General features: G+C 63.1%; 15 protein-coding genes. 12 read left to right on the plus strand and 3 right to left on the minus strand.

The annotated features are described in order from the left end of the window. Positions 1-202: 202 nt before the first annotated feature. Positions 203-985 carry a Rha family transcriptional regulator gene (locus FSY59_RS24915; RefSeq protein WP_148729858.1) on the plus strand — a complete coding sequence of 261 codons (783 nt, stop codon included), beginning with the start codon at positions 203-205 and terminating at the stop codon, positions 983-985. Between the two features lie 113 nt (positions 986-1,098). Here FSY59_RS24915 and FSY59_RS24920 read toward each other — a convergent pair whose 3' ends face one another. The 3 genes from FSY59_RS24920 to FSY59_RS24930 all read right to left on the minus strand — a co-directional run bounded on the left by FSY59_RS24920 (position 1,099) and on the right by FSY59_RS24930 (position 4,050). Then, positions 1,099-1,914, minus strand: coding sequence for a hypothetical protein (locus FSY59_RS24920; protein ID WP_148729859.1), 816 nt, complete (start codon positions 1,912-1,914; stop codon positions 1,099-1,101). Positions 1,915-1,984: 70 nt separating this feature from the next. After that, positions 1,985-3,091 carry an MrcB family domain-containing protein gene (locus FSY59_RS24925; protein ID WP_148729860.1) on the minus strand — a complete coding sequence of 369 codons (1,107 nt, stop codon included), beginning with the start codon at positions 3,089-3,091 and terminating at the stop codon, positions 1,985-1,987. A gap of 20 nt (positions 3,092-3,111) precedes the next feature. Further along, positions 3,112-4,050, minus strand: a complete 939-nt coding sequence (locus tag FSY59_RS24930; RefSeq protein ID WP_148729861.1) for a hypothetical protein — start codon at positions 4,048-4,050, stop codon at positions 3,112-3,114. Positions 4,051-4,172: 122 nt separating this feature from the next. On the opposite strand from FSY59_RS24930, the gene FSY59_RS24935 reads away from it, so the two are divergent. The 11 genes from FSY59_RS24935 to FSY59_RS24985 all read left to right on the plus strand — a co-directional run bounded on the left by FSY59_RS24935 (position 4,173) and on the right by FSY59_RS24985 (position 17,519). Beyond that, positions 4,173-4,451, plus strand: coding sequence for a hypothetical protein (locus FSY59_RS24935; RefSeq protein ID WP_255439744.1), 279 nt, complete (start codon positions 4,173-4,175; stop codon positions 4,449-4,451). A 2-nt stretch (positions 4,452-4,453) separates the two neighbouring features. Continuing rightward, positions 4,454-6,070: a phage portal protein gene (locus tag FSY59_RS27815; protein WP_255439745.1), complete on the plus strand. Its 1,617-nt coding sequence runs from the start codon at positions 4,454-4,456 to the stop codon at positions 6,068-6,070. After that, complete coding sequence (locus FSY59_RS24945; protein ID WP_255439746.1) at positions 6,067-7,518, plus strand: S49 family peptidase; 1,452 nt, start codon at positions 6,067-6,069, stop codon at positions 7,516-7,518. The genes FSY59_RS27815 and FSY59_RS24945 overlap by 4 nt, the downstream gene beginning before the upstream one ends. Positions 7,519-7,547: 29 nt before the next feature. Beyond that, positions 7,548-7,934, plus strand: a complete 387-nt coding sequence (locus FSY59_RS24950; RefSeq protein WP_148729862.1) for a head decoration protein — start codon at positions 7,548-7,550, stop codon at positions 7,932-7,934. Positions 7,935-7,961: 27 nt separating this feature from the next. Continuing rightward, positions 7,962-9,005 (plus strand): major capsid protein, encoded by a 1,044-nt coding sequence (locus FSY59_RS24955; RefSeq protein WP_148729863.1) that lies wholly within the window; start codon positions 7,962-7,964, stop codon positions 9,003-9,005. A 2-nt stretch (positions 9,006-9,007) separates the two neighbouring features. Beyond that, entirely contained in the window at positions 9,008-9,328 is a 321-nt protein-coding gene (locus FSY59_RS24960) for a hypothetical protein (RefSeq protein WP_148729864.1), read from the plus strand. Between the two features lie 5 nt (positions 9,329-9,333). Then, on the plus strand, positions 9,334-9,747 hold the full coding sequence (locus FSY59_RS24965; protein ID WP_148729865.1) for a hypothetical protein: 414 nt from the start codon (positions 9,334-9,336) through the stop codon (positions 9,745-9,747). Positions 9,748-9,782: 35 nt separating this feature from the next. Continuing rightward, positions 9,783-10,580, plus strand: a complete 798-nt coding sequence (locus FSY59_RS24970; protein ID WP_148729866.1) for a hypothetical protein — start codon at positions 9,783-9,785, stop codon at positions 10,578-10,580. Between the two features lie 106 nt (positions 10,581-10,686). After that, entirely contained in the window at positions 10,687-13,530 is a 2,844-nt protein-coding gene (locus FSY59_RS24975; RefSeq protein ID WP_148729867.1) for a phage tail tape measure protein, read from the plus strand. Beyond that, complete coding sequence (locus tag FSY59_RS24980) at positions 13,530-13,913, plus strand: hypothetical protein (RefSeq protein WP_255439747.1); 384 nt, start codon at positions 13,530-13,532, stop codon at positions 13,911-13,913. Before FSY59_RS24975 ends, FSY59_RS24980 begins: the two co-directional genes overlap by 1 nt. 12 nt (positions 13,914-13,925) lie before the next feature. Then, a complete protein-coding gene (locus tag FSY59_RS24985; RefSeq protein ID WP_148729868.1) occupies positions 13,926-17,519 on the plus strand; it encodes a hypothetical protein in 3,594 nt (1,197 codons plus the stop codon). Positions 17,520-17,534: the final 15 nt, after the last annotated feature.

Consider the following 17,534-nt stretch of genomic DNA (forward strand, 5'->3'; position numbering starts at 1 on the left):
CCGCGCCATACAAGATGGTCTGCGGCTTTTTGCTTTCTAGAGCATGTCTGCGCGCACATGGCTCCGCTTTACGGTGGGCCGTGTGGGGACACCCGTGAGGGTGTGCCGGTGCCTGTTGCCGGTCGACCAACCCTGCACGGTCCACCACCTTCTCTTGGTCGGGAGGGTGATGGCTCAAAAGTCCATAAACAGGAGCCTCACCATGGCTGACACCTCTACCGGTTCTTCTGCATCCGTCGTCGCTGCTCGCCCTGAGCTTTCTATTCACGACGGCACCGTCACCACCACAAGTCTTCAAGTCGCTCAGTTCTTTGGCAAACGTCATCGTGATGTGATGCGCGCCATCCGGAGCTTGACTGCAGAGATGCCAGAAGACCATGCGCGCAATTTTGCGCGCATGGTTCATGTTGTTGAAATCGGCAGCGGCGCAGCACGCGAGGAGAGTGCTTACCGCATGACCCGTGAAGGCTTCATGCTGCTGGCTATGGGCTTTACCGGCAAAGAGGCGCTGCGCTGGAAGCTGGCCTATATTGCCGCCTTCAACCGTATGGAGGCCGAGTTGCAAAAGCCCGCGCAAGATCCGCAGCGCATCCAGCTCGCCCAACGCCTGGCCACCCAGGCGGCAGCCCAGGTCACGCAGGCCGTGTTCGACGCCGTGATGGCCGCAGACAACACCGACTGGCGCCACGCCCGCTATCTGCTCAACCTGGGCTACGACCGCGAAGGCCAGCCCAGCGTGCCTCATGCCCAGCCCATTGGCGACGACCAGATGATCGTGTCCTTCACCGCGCTGCCCGAGCGCATTGCCAGCGGCGAGATCCTGTCCGCCACCGACGCCCAGCTCGCCACCCTGGCCACGGCCTGTACTCAGCGCCTCACCCAACGTGCCCAGCACCGCGAAAAGCAGGCCGCCAAGCCCGGCCTTCCTTCCACGCAACCCGCGCCCAGCCTGCCGCACGGTACGCTGATGATGACCTTCAATTAATCAACTTTGATAGCTAATAGCGCTTGATGGGTAAGCGCTAGAGGCTGGTTTTGCTTGAAGTCTTTGTCACTATGAAAAAGCCCCTGCTGGCGTTGGCTGGCAGGGGCTTTGTGTTAGCGCAGTGTGCGCCTTGGTGGGCGGCTTTTAAGCGGATAGGGCTTCGCTGCTTTCAATGTGCGCTGCCTGGTTGGCAGCGGGTTATGAAATTTGATGAGGTGTTGAAGCAGGTACTCCAGATGTACTGGGTTGCCCAACCCATCCTTCTGTAGTCGGGCACGCCAGTTTCTCCAATCGCTTTTGACGTTGTGCCAGATGTAGACGGTCTGGGGGTAGGCGAAAAGGGATAGGAAGGCAAACAGAGCAACCCAGACACCCCAAATTATTAGCGTCTGGAACGTGATGTGGCTTCGAACGAATGTGACCAGCTCAGGGAAGAAGGTGCCAATGACCGTGAGCAGAACACCAACGATCGTGAGCGCGTGCATGAGGAATTGGCCTCTGGGCCAGGGAATGGGTACATAGTCGCGCAACCGAAGCCGCTGCGGCCCATGCTGCTGACGAAGTTGCATCAGTGCTGTCAGGTCGTTTGCGACCTGCAGAAACTCGCCAGAAGAGGCGCCAGTGAGTCGTTCCAGTGTTTTGATACGAGCTGCCTGCAAATTTGGTGACCCATTGTTCCTCTGCGTCAAGGCCTTGCTTTTATGGTCCTGTACAGCGCCATACGCAAGCAAGAGTGATCCAAGTGCCAGCACAGTTTCCCAGTTCGAGGGGGTTATGCGGTTGGCCATTGATTGGTAGAAAAACAGGTAGCCCGCATAGCCGAGGGCTGCCAACCAAAGTAGCCAAACCCAACTTCGCAGCTTGGGGTAGAGGTGGGCACCCTCGAACTCTTCGAAGTACAGCTTTGCGATCTCGTAAAACTTGTCCATGAAGCCTCCTCTTCGCTTCAACTGAATACTTCTCTCGTCTTGAGTGCTGCAATGAGGGCAGTGGCGCGCCTCAGGCTGCGTCTTCCGCGAGCTCGACTTTGTAGTGTTTCACCAAGGTGGCGCTATCCATGGGGATGCCCACCTTGGTAAGGCGTGTGCTGCGTTCTCCAAAGAGTTTGAGCAGCAGCGGCTTTTTGTCTTGAGGTAGGCCCAGGTGCAAAAGCTTGTGGCAGTGCGGGCACAGGCCCACGACGTTAGCCGCTACGTCTAGCGACGTTGGGAACTGGTCCTGCAACGCCATTGGCACTAGATGGTGGGCCTCAATGTAGGGGCGCTTTTTGGCATGGGATGTGAAAGTGGGGTGAAGCGGATCCACCTCGCAGCGGTATTGCGCCGCAGCCAAAGCATCTCCAGCTACTTTGGGGTCGCGTGGGTAGGCTTTGCCGGCAGAGGTTTGGATCGCTGGAGGTTTGTCTTTGGGCGTGTCCTGCGGTGGAGTTGGTGCTTGTTGCTGGCTGATAGGTGCCGCGGCCTCTTGTGCGGCTTTTTGATATTCCTGCTCGGTCACAGGTACCAAGGCTTCCAAGCTGGGGCCTGCCACTTGGATTAGGCGCTCGTAATGCTCCAGCAGTTGCTGCAGATGCTGCTCAACGGTTTGGGCAGAGGGCAGGCCATTGGCTTCGTACCGGAAGCTTTCAATGGACGCCGCTTCATATCCCATACCCAGATCGCCATCCGCGGCCAGGTCGATAGGACCAAGGATGGCGCCTGGTGCCGTTGGGAAGCATTGCGCTGCGCGCACGGCGTACTCCCGAACCTTGGCTTGTGCAATCTTCTGGCCGTACTGGTTCGCGAATGCCGTCACACCTTGGTTCAGGCTCAGAGTGCACGACTGCATGTCTTGCGCAAATAGCAAAACGATGTAGTAGCCGTTTTGCGCAGAGGTTGTGACGGACTTATGGAACACCCCGACCCAAGGCACTCGTGCAATGTTGCCGTTGCCAATAGAGCCTTCTATTTTGAAGTCGTTGAGGTTGCGCTTTTGCCCGACTACTTGGCGAAAGAACGCCGGCAGATCTACGAGGATGGCTTGCTGGTCTGGGCTGCCGGTTTTGCTGGCGACCTTGGCGGCGCGACTATTGAGGAAATTATTCAGTACGTCCTGGATGGGCTGCATTGCAGTGTTCTGTCTCTAAATCAAAGGGGTTTCTTGTTTTGCTTAGCTGTAGCAGCTGCCGCATTGTCGCTGGGTGAATGAGGCTGGCGGAGCAATGACAGGCAGACGGCGGCAATGAGGGCGCCAAGGCCTGGCTCGCGTCTAGGTGAGGGCGGTAGTATTTCCGAAGGCGCTTGTGCTACTGGTGGCGGAGCAGGTGGCTCTATCCGGTGGTACTGAATGAGGTCTCGAATCAGATAGTCAAGTGTTGTCTGCCGGCTATGCAGGGCAGGGAAGACTGTTGAAATGAGCCAGGGGAGGAACTCAAGCAGCTGTCTAAAAAAAAAGCGAGCCCCAATGATGGCAATAAAGCTTATTAGGATGAGCTTCGCCAGTGCCGCAATCAGCGACAAGGTGACATCATCACTCAGAGCCTCTACAAGGTTGAAGCCTTCATTTTTCCCGAGGAATGCGACGACAAGACCTAACAATGCGGTGAAGAAGCTCAGAAGCCTTGCCTTCGAGTCTGGGTCGTAAATCTTGCTCCATACATCTTCTTGGTCCACCTTTGAGCGGCATGCTTTCTCTAAGTCACGAAACTCAATGATCTCTTTGGCCGTGGTGATGAACTGGGAAGCCGGTTTATTCAATAAGGCCTCGAGCCTCGCTCGCTTGGAAATGCCGAGGCGTTCAATTGGTTTGATGTCGCTTTCCTCACTAGTTGCCCGCACGGTTTCTTTAAAACGATGGATTGCGATAAATCCGCATGAGACAAGGAATGCCAACTCCGTAACAAGGAACTTCCCGAAAGGCTTCTCGTTCGATGGCATTTCTACAAAGAAGAATTCGTAGCCAAAGTACAAAAAAAGGGCGAATAAGGAGCCTGATAGATACCAGTGGTAGCTCTTGAGTCCTGGAAACGAGCTTCTTGGCTCGAACTCCTTGAAATAAGCGGCGGCTAACTTGTAGTAGTCGTCCATTTCCCCTCCCTCGAAATATTGTTTTCTGTGTCTATTATCTTATCTTTGCTATCAATTTAATTGTTGATGTCATTGCTGCATAAGCCCGCAATAAGGCGGAAGCAATTTTGTGAAACTTTCACATGGATTGTTCCGCCTTGCCCGCCGACCATCGGCGCATGGGTCTTTACAGCCACCTCACCACCGAACAGCTCACCGCCCGGCGCGACAGTTATCTGGCCGCCATCGATGCGCGCCTGACCGGGCCCACGCAGGCCAGCCACAGCACCGACGGCGTGGGCGCGCGCTCCGTGCAGTTCAATGCCGACACGACGCAGCTGCGCCGCGCCATTGACGATATCAACGCCGAACTGGCCCAACGCAGCGGCCAGGTCGTGCGCAAGCCCATCTACCTGGTGTGAGCATGGGCCGCAAGAACCAACCAAGCCGCCAAAGCCGCAGCCGCACGTCGTTTGCGGCGTCGCTGGGCGCAGCGCCGCTCAAGGGCGGGGCGGCCATGTCTGCCTACCAGGGCGCATCGCACACCGACCTGGCCCTGAGCGACTGGCAGCCCATGGCGGGCAGCGCCGATGCCGACCTGCTGCCCGAGCTGGGCACGCTGACCAGCCGCGCCCGCGACCTGGCCCGCAATGACGGGCTGATGGCCGGCGGCCTGCAGACCCACCGCGACAACGTGGTGGGCGCGGTGCTGCGCCTGTCTGCCGTGCCCGACTACCGCCTGCTGGGCTGGACGCCCGAGCAGGCCCGCGAGTGGGGCAACAAGGTTGAGGCGCACTTTCGCAGCTGGGCCGATACGACGGATTGCGATGCCGCCCGCACGCTGGATTTGCTGGGCTTGACGGTGCTGGCCCTGGGCGGCGAGATGGTGAACGGCGATGCCGTGGCCATCCCCAAATGGCTGCCCCGGCCCGACAGCCCCTGGGCCACGCGGCTGAGCGTGATCGAGGCCGACCGGCTGGAGACCCCGCCGTACCTGGAGGGCATGGCCCGCATTCGCCGTGGTGTGGAGCTGGACGGCGAGGGCGCGCCCGTGGCCTACCACTTTCGCGCCGCGCACCCTGGCGATGCGCTGTACCTGCGCGGCGACGAAGCGCTGGACCTGAACCGCTGGGAGCGCGTGCCCGCCTTTACCCCCTGGGGCCGCCGCCGCGTGGTGCACCTGCACGCCAAGGAGCGCACGGGCCAGAGCCGGGGCAAGCCCATCGTCAGCGCCGTGATGCGCGAGTTCCACATGGCGGGCAAGTACGCCCAAAACGAGCTGCAGGCCAGCCTGGCCAATTCGCTGGTGGCGGCGTTTCTGGAGTCGGATCTGAGCCAGGAGGCGGCGTCATCCTTGTTTGGCGAGCACCCGCGCGATGTCTGGAAGGACTCTGTCACTCAGTCGCGCAGCATCGGCAAGCTACAGGCAGGGGCGGTGATCCCGCTGCCCGTGGGCGCGCGGCTGCAGTCGTTTGCGCCGGGCAGGCCCAATGTGGCCTTCGAGGCCTTCATGCTGGCGGTGGAGCGGCGCATTGCCGCAGGCATGAACCTGCCGTACGAGCTGTTTGCCAAAGACTTCAGCCGCGTGAATTACAGCAGCGCCCGCGCTGCGCTGCTGGAGGCATGGCGCTACTTTCACGGCCGCCGCCGCTGGCTGACCACCACATGGCTGCGGCCTATCTACGAGCTGTGGCTGGAAGAGGCGGTGAACGCGGGCGTGATCGACGCGCCCGGCTTTTACGCCAACCGCTATGCCTATACCCGCTGCCGCTTTGTGTTTGGCGGCAAAGGCTGGGTGGACCCGGTCAAGGAAGTGCAGGCCGCCAAGCTGCGGCTGGAGATTGGTGTCTCCACCCTGGAGCAGGAATGTGCCGAGCAGGGCCTGGACTGGGAAGAGGTGCTGCACCAGCAGCGCCTGGAGGCCGAGTGCCGCCGCGAGCACGGCCTGCCCGAGCCCGGTGCCACCACCTGGATTGCCAACACCGCAGACAACGGCAGCGACAAGGAAGAGGGCGCACCCGCCCGAAAGGATGCGCCATGAACCGCCAAATTAACCGCCAGATGAGCAGACCCTATCCGCATCTGGCCGACCGCCTGTTCAACACCCCGCTGCTGCTGCACCCGCAAAAGCTGGACGCCATCATCGCCGGCCTGGGCCAGCGCCTGCTGGGCACCGAGGGCCTACAGATCGATGCGGCCGCCATCAGCCCCCGCGCAGCTTTGCCTGCCGAGATGTTTACCACCCGCAAGGGCGAGCGCACCGAGCGCGGCTACCGCGTGAACGAGGGCGTGGCCGTCATCAGCGCCATGGGCGCCCTGGTGCATCGCACCCGGCTGGAGGCCGACAGCAGCCTGCTGATTGGCTACAACGACCTGGCCGCCGACATGGAAGACGCCCTGGCCCAGCCCGAGGTGCATGCCATTGCCCTGGTGCTGGACAGCCCGGGCGGTGAAGTCTCGGGAGCGTTTGAGCTGGCTGACCGGATCTACGCCGCGCGCGGGCGCAAGCCCATTGTGGCCGTGGCCGACGGCATGGTGGCCAGCGCTGCCTACCTGGCCGCCAGCGCGGCAGACGAGGTGGTGCTGACCACCACGTCTTACGTGGGCTCTATCGGCGTGGTGATGCGCCATGTGGACTACAGCCGCGCGCTGGCCAATGAGGGCATCAACGTGAGCCACATCTTTGCTGGCGAGCACAAGGTGGACGGCAACCCCTACCAGCCCTTGCCTAACTCGGTGCGCGAGCACCTGCAGGCGGACATCGAAGGTCTGTACCAGATGTTTGTGCAGGCCGTGGCCAGGCACCGCGGCATGCATGAGCAGGCCGTGCGCGACACGCGCGCCGCCGTGTACCGGGGCGTGGCCGGCGTGGCTGCACGCCTGGCCGACCGCATTGGCACGGCTGACGCCGTCATCTCTGACCTGTCTGCGCGCCGCGCTCGCAGTTACCCCGCAGGGGCGGGAATGTCAATTCAACTTCAAGGAGCTTCTATGGGCGACCCCCAAACCATTCAACCGGCGGCGGCTGCGCCTGCCGAACCTTCCACGGCGGCTGTCGCGGCCCCCGTCGCTGCATCGGCTGCTGTACCTGCTACATCGGCTGCTGTACCTGCTGTACCTGCTGCACCGGCTGCGGTTGCGGCTGCCCCGCAAGGCCTGGAGCAAGCTCGCGCCGAAGGCGCACAGGCCGAGCGTGCGCGCGTCGGCGCCATCCTGGGCCATGCCAACGCCGCAGCCAACCCGACCTTGGCGCAGACCTGCATTGCCGGCGGCCTGACGGCAGAGCAGGCGCAGGGCGTGCTGGATGCCGCACCGGCGGCTGCCGTGGCCGCTTTGGCCCCCGCTGCCACCAACCAGTTTGCCCAGGCCATGGCGGCGCTGGGCAATCCCAATGTCTCGGGCGTCGAGGCGGCCAGCCCCGACGGCTCTGCACAGGCGGCCACCCAGGCCGCAGCCGGTTGGGGCAAGGCCTTTGGCACCGCACCGTAACGCAACCCCCACCCATAGGAGCACACACCATGCAAGTGCAAGAACTCGGCCCCGGCACGGCCTGCTATCTGGTCAGCGAGGCCAACGGCACCCGCTCGCGCGAAGTGGTCACTATCGAGCAGGGGCAAAACCTGCTGCCCGGCGCTGTGCTGGGCAAGGTTACTGCCACCGGCAGATACGTAGCCGTAGACCCCGCCAATGGCAGCGGCGAAGGCGGCACGCCCGACGGCAGTCAAACCGCCGTGGCCGTGCTGTTTGCCGCCGTGGACACCACCGCCGCTGAAAAGCCCGGCGTGATTACCGCCCGCGACGCCGAAGTGGCCGCCCATGCGCTGGCCTGGCACGCAGGCACGACCGAACCCCAGAAAACCGCTGCCCTGGCCCAACTGGCCGCCGTGGGCATTGTTGCGCGCTGAAGCCGCGCGAGAAAAAGGACTACCGATATGGCCGATCTCAATATCTTTGCGCATGAGGCATTCAGCATGACCTCGATGTCCACCGCCATCCAGGCCGCGCCCTATGCGCCGCAGTTGCTGGGGCAACTGGGCATCTTCACGACAGAGCGCTCGCGCACCACTACCGTGGCGATCGAGGAAAAAGGCGGCGTGCTGTCCCTCATCAAGACCAGCCCGCGCGGCGCGCCCATTGAAGAAGGCAAGGGCGAAAGCCGCCGCATGCGCCACTTCGACACCCTGCGCATTGCGCGTGGCAAGACGCTGTATGCATCGTCGGTGCAGAACATCCGTGCCTTCGGCTCCGTCAGCGAGCTGCAGGCCGTGCAGAACGAGCTGGCCGACATCATGAACGGCAAGACCGGCCTGCGCGCCGCCGTGGAGCTGACGCACGAGCACATGCGCCTGGGCGCAGTGCAGGGCAAGGTGCTGGACGCCGACGGCACCGTGCTGGTGGACTGGTATGAAGAGTTCGGCATTGCCCAGCCTGCCGAGATCAACTTCGACCTGGCCAACGCCACGGCCGAAGGCGGCGAGATCCGCAAGCAGTGCAACGCGCTCATTCGCGACATGATGCGCGCCAGCCATGGCGCCTGGCTGCCCGGTCAGACCTATGCCGTGGGCCTGTGCGGCGACAACTTCTTTGACGACCTGACGGGCAATGCCGAAACGCGCGGCACCTACTTGAACCAGCAGGAGGCACGCGACCTGCGCAACGACGTGGGCCAGGTCTTCGGTTCGTTTCGCTACGGCAACATCCAGTTCATCAACTACCGCGGCACCGACGACAACAGCACCGTGGCCGTGCACCCGGACAAGTGCCAGTTCTTCCCCGTGGGTGCGCCGGATGCGTTTCGCGTCGGCTTCTCGCCGGCCGAGTCCTTCCCCTTCGTCAACACGCCCGGCCAGGACGTGTACGCCATGGTGGTCACGGACAAGGACCGCCAGGAGTGGGTGCGCCCCGAGGTGCGCAGCTACCCGCTGTTCATATGCACCCGCCCCGGCATGCTGCAGCGCGCCAAGCGCAAGGCTTGAGCATGCTGGCAAGTACTGCACCTTTTGCGCAGGTGGATGCGCTGATCAACCAGGGCGTGAGCCAGCTGCTGGCTAACGCCACGGCCAGCTGGCAAGGCGGCAAGCCCTTTGGCGTGGTGTTCAACCGCACGCCGCTGGAAGGCTTTCTGACCGATGCAGCCACCGCCGAGCGCCACACCGTGGCAATGCCCGTTGCCGATGCCCCCGGCATTGCCGAAGGCAGCACCGGCCTGCTGGTGGGTGGGCAACCCTGCCAGGTCACCGGGCCGGTGGTGCAGGACGCCAGCGGCTGGGCCACTTTTCCCATCGTCTTTCTGAACTGATCGCCATGTTGCTTCTGGAACAAGTCATCAAGACGCGCCTGGCAGGGCGCACTGCACTGGCCTCCTGGCAGGTGCGCGGCGTGTCGCAGCTGTGCGACCGCACCCAGGTGCCGGCCGTCGAGGTGCGCATGTCCGGCGCGGGCCTGGGCGATGTGTCGCGTGAGGCCGCCCAGCTGGAGCCGCGCTGGTCCTGCGTGCTGGTGAACCGGCGCAGCGACACCGCTGCTGCCGAGCTGGACGCCGCCATGGAGGAGGTGGTGGGCTGCCTGCACGGCTGGCGGCCTGCGGTGCCCGGCGGGCGGGCCTGGTCCGAGCTGCGCGCTGCTGGCGTGCGCGAGGCCGAGTTTGTGGATGCCGGCCTTGTCGGCTATGCGGTGGAGTTCACCACCGTCTCTGTTTTTGAGTCGCTGGACGCCTGAGGCCGGCGCCGTTCAATCTTTCATAGGAGCTAGCCATGGCTGCACTGCCCCGCGTCAAGAAGGAATACCAGATTCCGCGTGGACGCCTTGTTTTCTATCCGTTCGATGCGGCGGGCCGCTTGCTGGGCGGCCGCCAGTTCGGCAACTGCCCCGCCTTCTCTTTGAGTGTGGAGGGCGACAAGGCCCCGCATTACAGCTCGCAAGGCGGCCTGCGCGAGAAGGACGAAGAAGTCCTGATCGAGATCACCCGCAAGGCGGCCATCACCACCGACAACATTAGCGGCAGCAACCTGCGCATGTTTCTGTCCGGCACGGCAGAAACGCACACCCAGGCATCGGCCACGGTGGCCGACGAGGCGCACACGGTGGAGCCGGGCGGCATCTACCGCCTGGGCGTGACCGCAGCGGCCCCCACGGGCGCACGCAAGCTGAGTGCTGTCTCCGTCAAAAGCAAGGACGGCACCACGACCTTTGCAGCGGGCACTGATTACACGGTGGATGCCGACCTGGGCCTGCTGCAGATCGTCGAGGGCGGCGCAATCACCACCTTGACTGAAGTGGAGGTGGGCTACGCCGCCGCCGATACCAGCTGGGAGCGGATCAAGTCCGGCAATGGCGCGGATCTGAAGGGTGCACTGCAGTTGATTGCCGACAACGCCCATGGCACCAACCGTGACTGGTGGTTCCCCAGCGTAGCGCTGTCGCCCACGGGTGAGCTGCCGCTGATTCAGGACGGCACGGACTACAGCCAGTTCGGCTTCGATGTGGAAGTGCTCAAGCCCGACAACGGCGAGGCCGTCTATGTGGACGGCCGTGCAGCACTGATTCCCTAACGCCTTAATCCAGACCTCCCGGCTTGCCGGGGCGGTTTGCACTGCGGCCAGCAAGCGTCGGCTGCAGCGCAAACCGAAGCAACCACTTTCACCAGAGCCTAACGCCATGGCCTTCAAGCCCATTCAGATTGTGATCAACGCCAAGGACGATGCGTCTGCGGTGCTGAGCCGCCTTGGGCGCAATGTGAAGCTGCTGGGCGCGACGGTTGCCGGCTACTTCGGTATCAAGGCGTTTGCGGGCGTGGTGCAGAGCGCGGCAGACTTTGAAGCGGCCATGAGCCGCGTGAAGGCCGCGACCGAAGGCTCGGCCGCAGAAATGGCCGCGCTGACCAAGGCCGCCCAGGCGGCGGGCAGCAATACCAAGTACACCGCAGTGGAGGCGGCTGGTGCTCTGGAGAACCTGGCTAAGGCGGGTCTGAGCGCTGGTGACTCTGTCAAGGCACTGCCCGCCGTGCTGGCTGCTGCCCAGGCCGGCGATATCGAGCTGGGTTCAGCCAGTGAGATAGTGACCAAGTCCGTCATGGGCATGGGCTTGGCCTTTGAGGATGCTGGTCGCGTGGCCGATGTGCTGGCCAAGGGCGCCAACGCCACCAACACCAGCATGGAAGGCTTGGGCCAGGCGCTGAGCTATGCAGCACCCGTTGCCAACTCCCTTGGCGTGAGCCTGGAGAGCACGGTCGCCATCATCGGCAAGTTTGCCGACGCGGGCATTGACGCCAGCCGCGCCGGCACGGCGCTGAACTCCATCATGAGTCAGTTTGCCGATCCGACCAGCAAGTTTCGCAAGGAGCTGGGTGCTGCAGGCATTGTCACCACCAACTTTGAGGAGGCCTTGCACCAGCTGGCCGACAAGGGCAAGGACGGTGAGAAGGCTATCAACGCCGTGGGACTGGAGGCCGGGCCTGCGCTGCGTGCCTTGCTCAACCAGGGCATGGGTGCGTTGGATGAGCTGACCGGCAAGCTGCGGGATGCAGGCGGCAGTGCCGAGGCTACGGCCAAGACCATGGCCGACAACCTCAACGGCTCCCTCAAAGGCCTGAGTAGCATGTGGGAGACCGTGACCCAGGTGCTGGGCAAGCCCGTGCTGCCGGTGGTGCGCCAAGGCGTGGACGAGCTGACAGGCGCGCTGCGCAAGGCGGTCGATAACGGCCTTGTGGAGCGCTTCGGCCAGGCCCTGGCTACGGCCTTTGAGAACGGCCTCAAGTTCTTCCGCGCGTTTGCAGCCAACGTCAACTTTGACGCCGTGGTGCTGCGCCTGCAGGTATTTGCCAGTGAGGCGGGCGAGACGCTGCAGCGCATCGGCCAATACGCCACCAATGCGGGCAATACGGTGCAGCTGGCCTGGGGCGTGATGACGGCGGGCGTCAATGGCGTGCTGACTGCCATCTACGGCCTGGGCGCAGCGTTTGCGCAGATTGCCTCCAAGGTGATGGAGGGCGTGGCGGCGCTGCGCAGCGGCCTGGCATCGGTCACCTTTGGGGGCCTGAGCGAGAGCTTCCGCCTGGCTGCGGCTGATGCCCAGGAGATGGCCGGCGCCTTCGCAGCGTCTGCCGATGCCCTTAAGGCCAAGGCCGAAGAGTCCCTGCAGGGCATGGCTGATGGCGCACAGATGGCGCGAGATGTCTGGGGTGGCTTGACGGGGGAAGTGGCAGCGGTCGGCAATGCTGCTGCAGAGGCTGCTCCCTCTATCGAAGCAGTGGCTGCCGGCATCGAGGCCACGGGCAAGGCCGCCGCTAAAGCAGCCAAGGAGGCTGCCGCCAAGGCCGAGGCCGACCGCATTGCGGCCGAGAACCTCAAGCAGCTCAGGGTCGAATATCAGCAACTGATTGCCAGTGGCAATCTGGATGCCGCTGGGCGCAAGCTGCAGGAAATTGCCAAGGCACAACGTGCTGCTGCAGGTACGGCAGAGGATGCGGCTAAGTCCACCGCATTGCTGGAGCAGGCCTACAAAGACCTGGGCATGACCACGAACGAGGATCTGCAGCGCATGGCTATGCAGGCGCGTGCAGCGTTTGATCAATTGGAGAAAGATGGTCAGCAACCGCCCATGCGTATTGCGGAGGCCTGGAAGGCTATGGCAGACAAGGTCATAGCGGCCAATGGCGGCATTGCACCTGAATGGCTCAAGACTCAAGCTGCGGTCAAAGGCTATGTTGTGGAGCTGGATGAGGCAGGCAAAGCCATTGTCAACACCGACCGTGCCACACGTAGAGCTACAGCGTCGATGTCGACAGGGTTCAATGACCTTAGCAAGTCAGTGCGTGGCGCAGGCAAAGAGCTGGATAGATTCAACGACCGCCATGGTGATGATCGGCCTGGAGGCTATGGCACGGGTGGGGGCGGTGGGTCAATCAGAAACAAGTCTTTCGAGGAGGTTCTGGGGCGGCCCCCGACAGCCGATGAACGGCAGGCATTGGGCAATGGTCTTTCACCAATGGATGTGTTGGCCGGTGGCTCGCTGGCTGTGCGCAATGCCAATATCAAGGGTTCGCCAAGCATCATGCAGCAGAACTCTGGGCCGCTGAGCCTGGTGCCACAGTTCCAAACCCGGCAAGAGCTCGATGCCTGGTGGAAGCAATGGCAGGCCCAGTATGCGCAGGACAACCCTTTCTCGGTCAAGAGCAGCGGCGCGCTGGGCAACTATCAATATGACCTGACCCAGTTTGCCGTCACGCAGGCGGGCAGGGCCATCGATCTGCAGCAGGCCGCCGCCAATGCCCGTCCCAAGCAGGAGGCTGAGCGCAAGGTGAGCGTCCCCGGCTCAGTGCCTCGGGCGCCTGCCCCTGTTGCGGCCCCTGCCGCTCCCCAATCCGTCATCACCCACAGGCACGAGGTCGTGATTGGCGGTCGTCAATACAACGTGGGTACGGACGCAGCAGGCAGCTCAGAGATGCAGCAGTTGATGACGGCGCTGGAGCGTGATGCCAATTTGTCTGGGGGTGTGCACTGATGGCTGGTCATTTTCTTGCGGGCATCGAGCTGCCGCGCGGCATGTTGTGGGTGGATGAATTCAATTGGTCGGCTGTGCAGAAAACGGTCGAACGCGGCATTACCGGTGCCCAGATCATCGATGCCGCTGCCCGTATCGAGGGCCGCCCCATCACCCTGCAGGCCGTGGAAGACCAGGGCTGGATTCGTCGCGCAACGCTGCTGACCGTGCAGGGCCTGGCCAATGTGCCCGACGCGCAGTACTCGCTGAAGCTGGCTGATGGCCGTGAGTTCACCGTGCAGTTTGCGGCAGACGACCCGATTGCCGCCACGCCCATCTCCCGGCCTGAGCTGCCTGCCGCAACCCATCCCTATGTCGCCACGCTGCGGCTGATCACTGTTTAAGCGAGAAGAACAATGCCCATTTTGCAAGGCGACATCCAGCTGCGAGCTAGCCGCGTCATGGACGATGTACCCGAGGGCGGCGGCGGGCCGTCCAACGTCGTGATCGAGTCCGGACAAGAGAACGCCATCATGCCCGACGTCTCCGAGATGGATCGTGCCCTGGGCCGCGCCAATATGCGTCAGCTGAGTGTGGTTGTGGACACCGAAGACCGCGACACCTACCAGGGCAGCAACGTCATCGTGGCAAAGCCTCCTGAAGATCCCAATATCTCCATCACCCTGTTTGCGACGGGCGGGGTCTATGACACCCGTGCCCAGGCGCAGGCCAGGCTGGAGGCCTACCTCAACAAGGGGCCGGAGTGGGCGGGCTATCTCTATGAGGATCACATCCAGGGCCAGCGCGTCATTCAGATCTTCCAGCGCCCCGGTACCGATCTGCCTGCCGTGGGCAAGACCTTGGTGCTGGTAGGCAATGAGGGGCTGGTGAACGAGCAAATGCAGTATGTCCGCGCCATTCGCGTGACCAGCAAAGAACTGACTTTTACCTACGACACCGACAAAGACTACAAGGCGTTGATTGTCTCTGTCGAGATCTCGGATGCGCTGCGTTACGGATTCACTGGCTCGCCGGCAAGCCGTCAGTTCACGCGCCTGGCCAATAGCGCCCGCTTGCGCGATACGGTGGTGGCTGATGCGGGCAGCTATGTGGGCGTGACGCCTTTGCAGAAGGCTGCGGCTCTGGGCGACTTCACCATCATCGCCAAGACGATCATGACCCAGATCGTGCCCTCGGCCCAGAGCGAGACGCCCATCCTGGCCACCATTCCCTATGCGGCGGCAGGCTTCCCGGTCTCTGCCGCTGAGGCCGTGACCTTCAGCACCACACAGACCTGGAACACCACCACCAGCCTGGCCCTGCCAGGTGGGTGCCTGCCTGGTTCGCTCTCCATCGTGGTGGGCGGCGTCACCTTCACCGACAAGGGCGGCATTCTGATGTCGGGCACCCAGCAGATCGGGCTGGTGGACTATGCGAACGGCATCGTTACGTCCAGCTCGGGAAGCTATGACGGCACCAAGACCATCAGTTACCGGCCTGCCGCCTATATGCAGCGCGTGCCGCAGTCCAGCGAGATCCGCATCACGGCGGAAAACCGCAGCCAGAGCTATACCGGCTTCATCACGCCGCTGCCCGCGCGCGGCACGCTGAGCTTCAGCTACCGGGCACAGGGGCGCTGGTATGTGCTCTCGGACTCGGGCGACGGCACGCTGCGCGGTACCGACTCCAGCTATGGCGCAGGCACCTATAGCGCCGAGACCGGCAGCTTTGTCGTCACGCTAGGGGCCTTGCCCGATGTGGGCAGCTCCATCGTCCAGCATTGGGGCGTGCCGACGCAGGAAACCGTGCAGCCTGCCGTTGACTTGCTGATCAGCCAGACCATCGCCCTGTCTCTGCCTGCGGGCCAGGCGCTCTATCCCGGCGCTTTCTCCATGACCTGGATGGATGGAACGAACCAGCGAACGGCCACCGCGACAAGCGCCTGGCAGCTCCAGGGCGATGCCACGGGCGAAGTGCGGGTAGGTCGCTCCGAGGTGCTGTTTGCACCCAGGCTGCTGCCCGCCGTGGGCACGGTGCTCGATGTCACGGTCGACACGGCCCCGGCGGTCGAGGTCAATCTGCAGCACCCCTCGCGCAACGGCCAGGGCCGCCTGGCGGTCTCGGCAGGACAGGGGGCGCTGGTGCCCTATACGGTCGAAGTCGAGTGGAACACGCTGACCGACCAGAGCGTGCTCGGCCTCTACACCCGCGACCAGCTCAAGGAAATGGGCGTGACGCTGGTCGACCCGACCCAGATCGCCCGCGATGACGGCGCTGGCAAGTTGATGCTCAACGGTGCGCAGGTCGGCACTGTGACCTATGCGACCGGCGCAATCGACTTCATGCCAGACGTCACGATCAAGATCCCCAAGCCGGTCTATTCATCCAGCCAGGTCAGCGGCGGCGGCTTCAATGGCGAGGCGGCGCAGTACCGCCTCAACTATGAGGGCATCGAGTACTTGAGCGCGCCCTCGATCTACCCCAATGACGAAAGCGGCTACGTCAAGATCCGGTTTCGCACCACGGGCAGCGCCACACGCCGCACGCTGCAGGTCACGTTTGCGCCCGAGTTTGACCTGGTCACAGGCGTGCAGGCCCCAGTGGTTCCTGGCTCGGTCGTGCTCATGCCCTCCAGCGGTCAGCCCTGGAGCGATGACGGCAGGGGTGTGCTGCGAGTGCTGACCTCGGGCGGCTTTGTGACGCGCGGCAGCATCAACTACGCCACGGGCCGTGTGGGCCTGACCTCGTGGACGCCTGGCAATGCCAACACACTGCGCCGTGCAGGCTGCGTCACCACCTTGGGCGATGCCATCAGCAGCGCCTATGTGTTTCGCACGGCGGCTGCTCCCCTGCGCCCCGGCTCCCTCACGGTGCAGGTGCCCAGAGCTTCGGGAGGCTCACAGAACGTTAGTGCAGGCATTGACGGCACCATCACGGCCCCCGGCGTGGTCGGCACGGTGGACTATGAAACTGGCCTGGTGCGCCTGGGCTTCGGTGCCCTGGTCGTGGCCGCAGGCAATGAGGCCGAGCCCTGGTATGACGCGGCCAATGTGCAGCCGGACGGCAAGATCTTCAAGCCCCAGCCCGTGGTTGCCAGCGCCTTGCGCTACACGGCGGTGGCCTATGCCTATCTGCCCATGAATGCCGACATCATCGGCATCGACCCGGTGCGCCTGCCCAGTGACGGCAAGGTGCCTATCTTCCGGCCTGGCACGCTGTGCGTGGTGGGGCACACCAAGACCAGCGCCCAGCTCAACGTCGGCAACAACATGACCGTCAATCTGGCCCGCGTGCGTCTGTCGCGGGTGGTGGTGCGCGATGCGAATGGCAAGACCCTGAATACCGGCTATTCCGTGGATCTGGAGGCCGGCCTGGTCACCTTTACCGATGTGTCCGCAATGACCATGCCGGTGACGATCGAGGACCGGATCGAGGACATGGCTGTTGCCACGGATGTTCAGATCTCGGGAGAGATCACCTTTAACCGGGCGTTGACCCATGACTATCCCAAAGACGGCACCTATGTCTCCAGCGCCTTGCAGGCAAGTGACCGTTTCGCGCGGGTGAGCCTGGTGTTTGAGCAGCAGACCTGGATCGATAACGCCTGGGCCGATGCCCCCAGTGGGCCGGGGATTGCAGCCAAGTACGACCAGAGCGTTTCTCCGATAGAGATCACCAACGCCGGTGGCAGCACCGAGCGCTGGGTGCTGCAGTTCACCAGCACCACGCAGTTTCGGGTGATTGGCGAGCATGTAGGCGTGATTGCCACGGGCGACATCAATGCGGTCTGCTCTCCGGTCAACCCGGCCACGGGCAAACCGTATTTCACGATCGATCCGCTGGGCTGGGGTTCCGGCTGGGCCGTGGGAAACATCCTGCGCATGAACACGGTGGGGGCCATTTACCCGTTCTGGGTCGTGCGCACCATCCAGCCCGGCCCAGAGACCGGCATCGAGCACAGCTTTTCCATCCTGGCGCGCGGTGATGTGAACCGTCCGCAATCCAACTGAATCCCTGGAGAGAGA

The sequence above is a fragment of the Comamonas sp. Z3 genome (assembly GCF_008121565.1).
GTDB lineage: Bacteria > Pseudomonadota > Gammaproteobacteria > Burkholderiales > Burkholderiaceae_C > Comamonas > Comamonas brasiliensis.

Excerpts from the sequence above, each read along its gene's own strand:
- FSY59_RS24945 (WP_255439746.1), top strand. The coding sequence starts at position 6,067 with ATGAACCGCCAAATTAACCGCCAGATGAGCAGACCCTATCCGCATCTG.
- FSY59_RS24935 (WP_255439744.1), top strand. The coding sequence starts at position 4,173 with ATGGATTGTTCCGCCTTGCCCGCCGACCATCGGCGCATGGGTCTTTAC.
- FSY59_RS24955 (WP_148729863.1), top strand. The coding sequence starts at position 7,962 with ATGGCCGATCTCAATATCTTTGCGCATGAGGCATTCAGCATGACCTCG.
- FSY59_RS27815 (WP_255439745.1), top strand. The coding sequence starts at position 4,454 with ATGGGCCGCAAGAACCAACCAAGCCGCCAAAGCCGCAGCCGCACGTCG.
- FSY59_RS24950 (WP_148729862.1), top strand. The coding sequence starts at position 7,548 with ATGCAAGTGCAAGAACTCGGCCCCGGCACGGCCTGCTATCTGGTCAGC.
- FSY59_RS24975 (WP_148729867.1), top strand. The coding sequence starts at position 10,687 with ATGGCCTTCAAGCCCATTCAGATTGTGATCAACGCCAAGGACGATGCG.
- FSY59_RS24965 (WP_148729865.1), top strand. The coding sequence starts at position 9,334 with ATGTTGCTTCTGGAACAAGTCATCAAGACGCGCCTGGCAGGGCGCACT.
- FSY59_RS24925 (WP_148729860.1), bottom strand. The coding sequence starts at position 3,091 with ATGCAGCCCATCCAGGACGTACTGAATAATTTCCTCAATAGTCGCGCC.
- FSY59_RS24980 (WP_255439747.1), top strand. The coding sequence starts at position 13,530 with ATGGCTGGTCATTTTCTTGCGGGCATCGAGCTGCCGCGCGGCATGTTG.
- FSY59_RS24985 (WP_148729868.1), top strand. The coding sequence starts at position 13,926 with ATGCCCATTTTGCAAGGCGACATCCAGCTGCGAGCTAGCCGCGTCATG.
- FSY59_RS24920 (WP_148729859.1), bottom strand. The coding sequence starts at position 1,914 with ATGGACAAGTTTTACGAGATCGCAAAGCTGTACTTCGAAGAGTTCGAG.
- FSY59_RS24970 (WP_148729866.1), top strand. The coding sequence starts at position 9,783 with ATGGCTGCACTGCCCCGCGTCAAGAAGGAATACCAGATTCCGCGTGGA.
- FSY59_RS24915 (WP_148729858.1), top strand. The coding sequence starts at position 203 with ATGGCTGACACCTCTACCGGTTCTTCTGCATCCGTCGTCGCTGCTCGC.
- FSY59_RS24930 (WP_148729861.1), bottom strand. The coding sequence starts at position 4,050 with ATGGACGACTACTACAAGTTAGCCGCCGCTTATTTCAAGGAGTTCGAG.
- FSY59_RS24960 (WP_148729864.1), top strand. The coding sequence starts at position 9,008 with ATGCTGGCAAGTACTGCACCTTTTGCGCAGGTGGATGCGCTGATCAAC.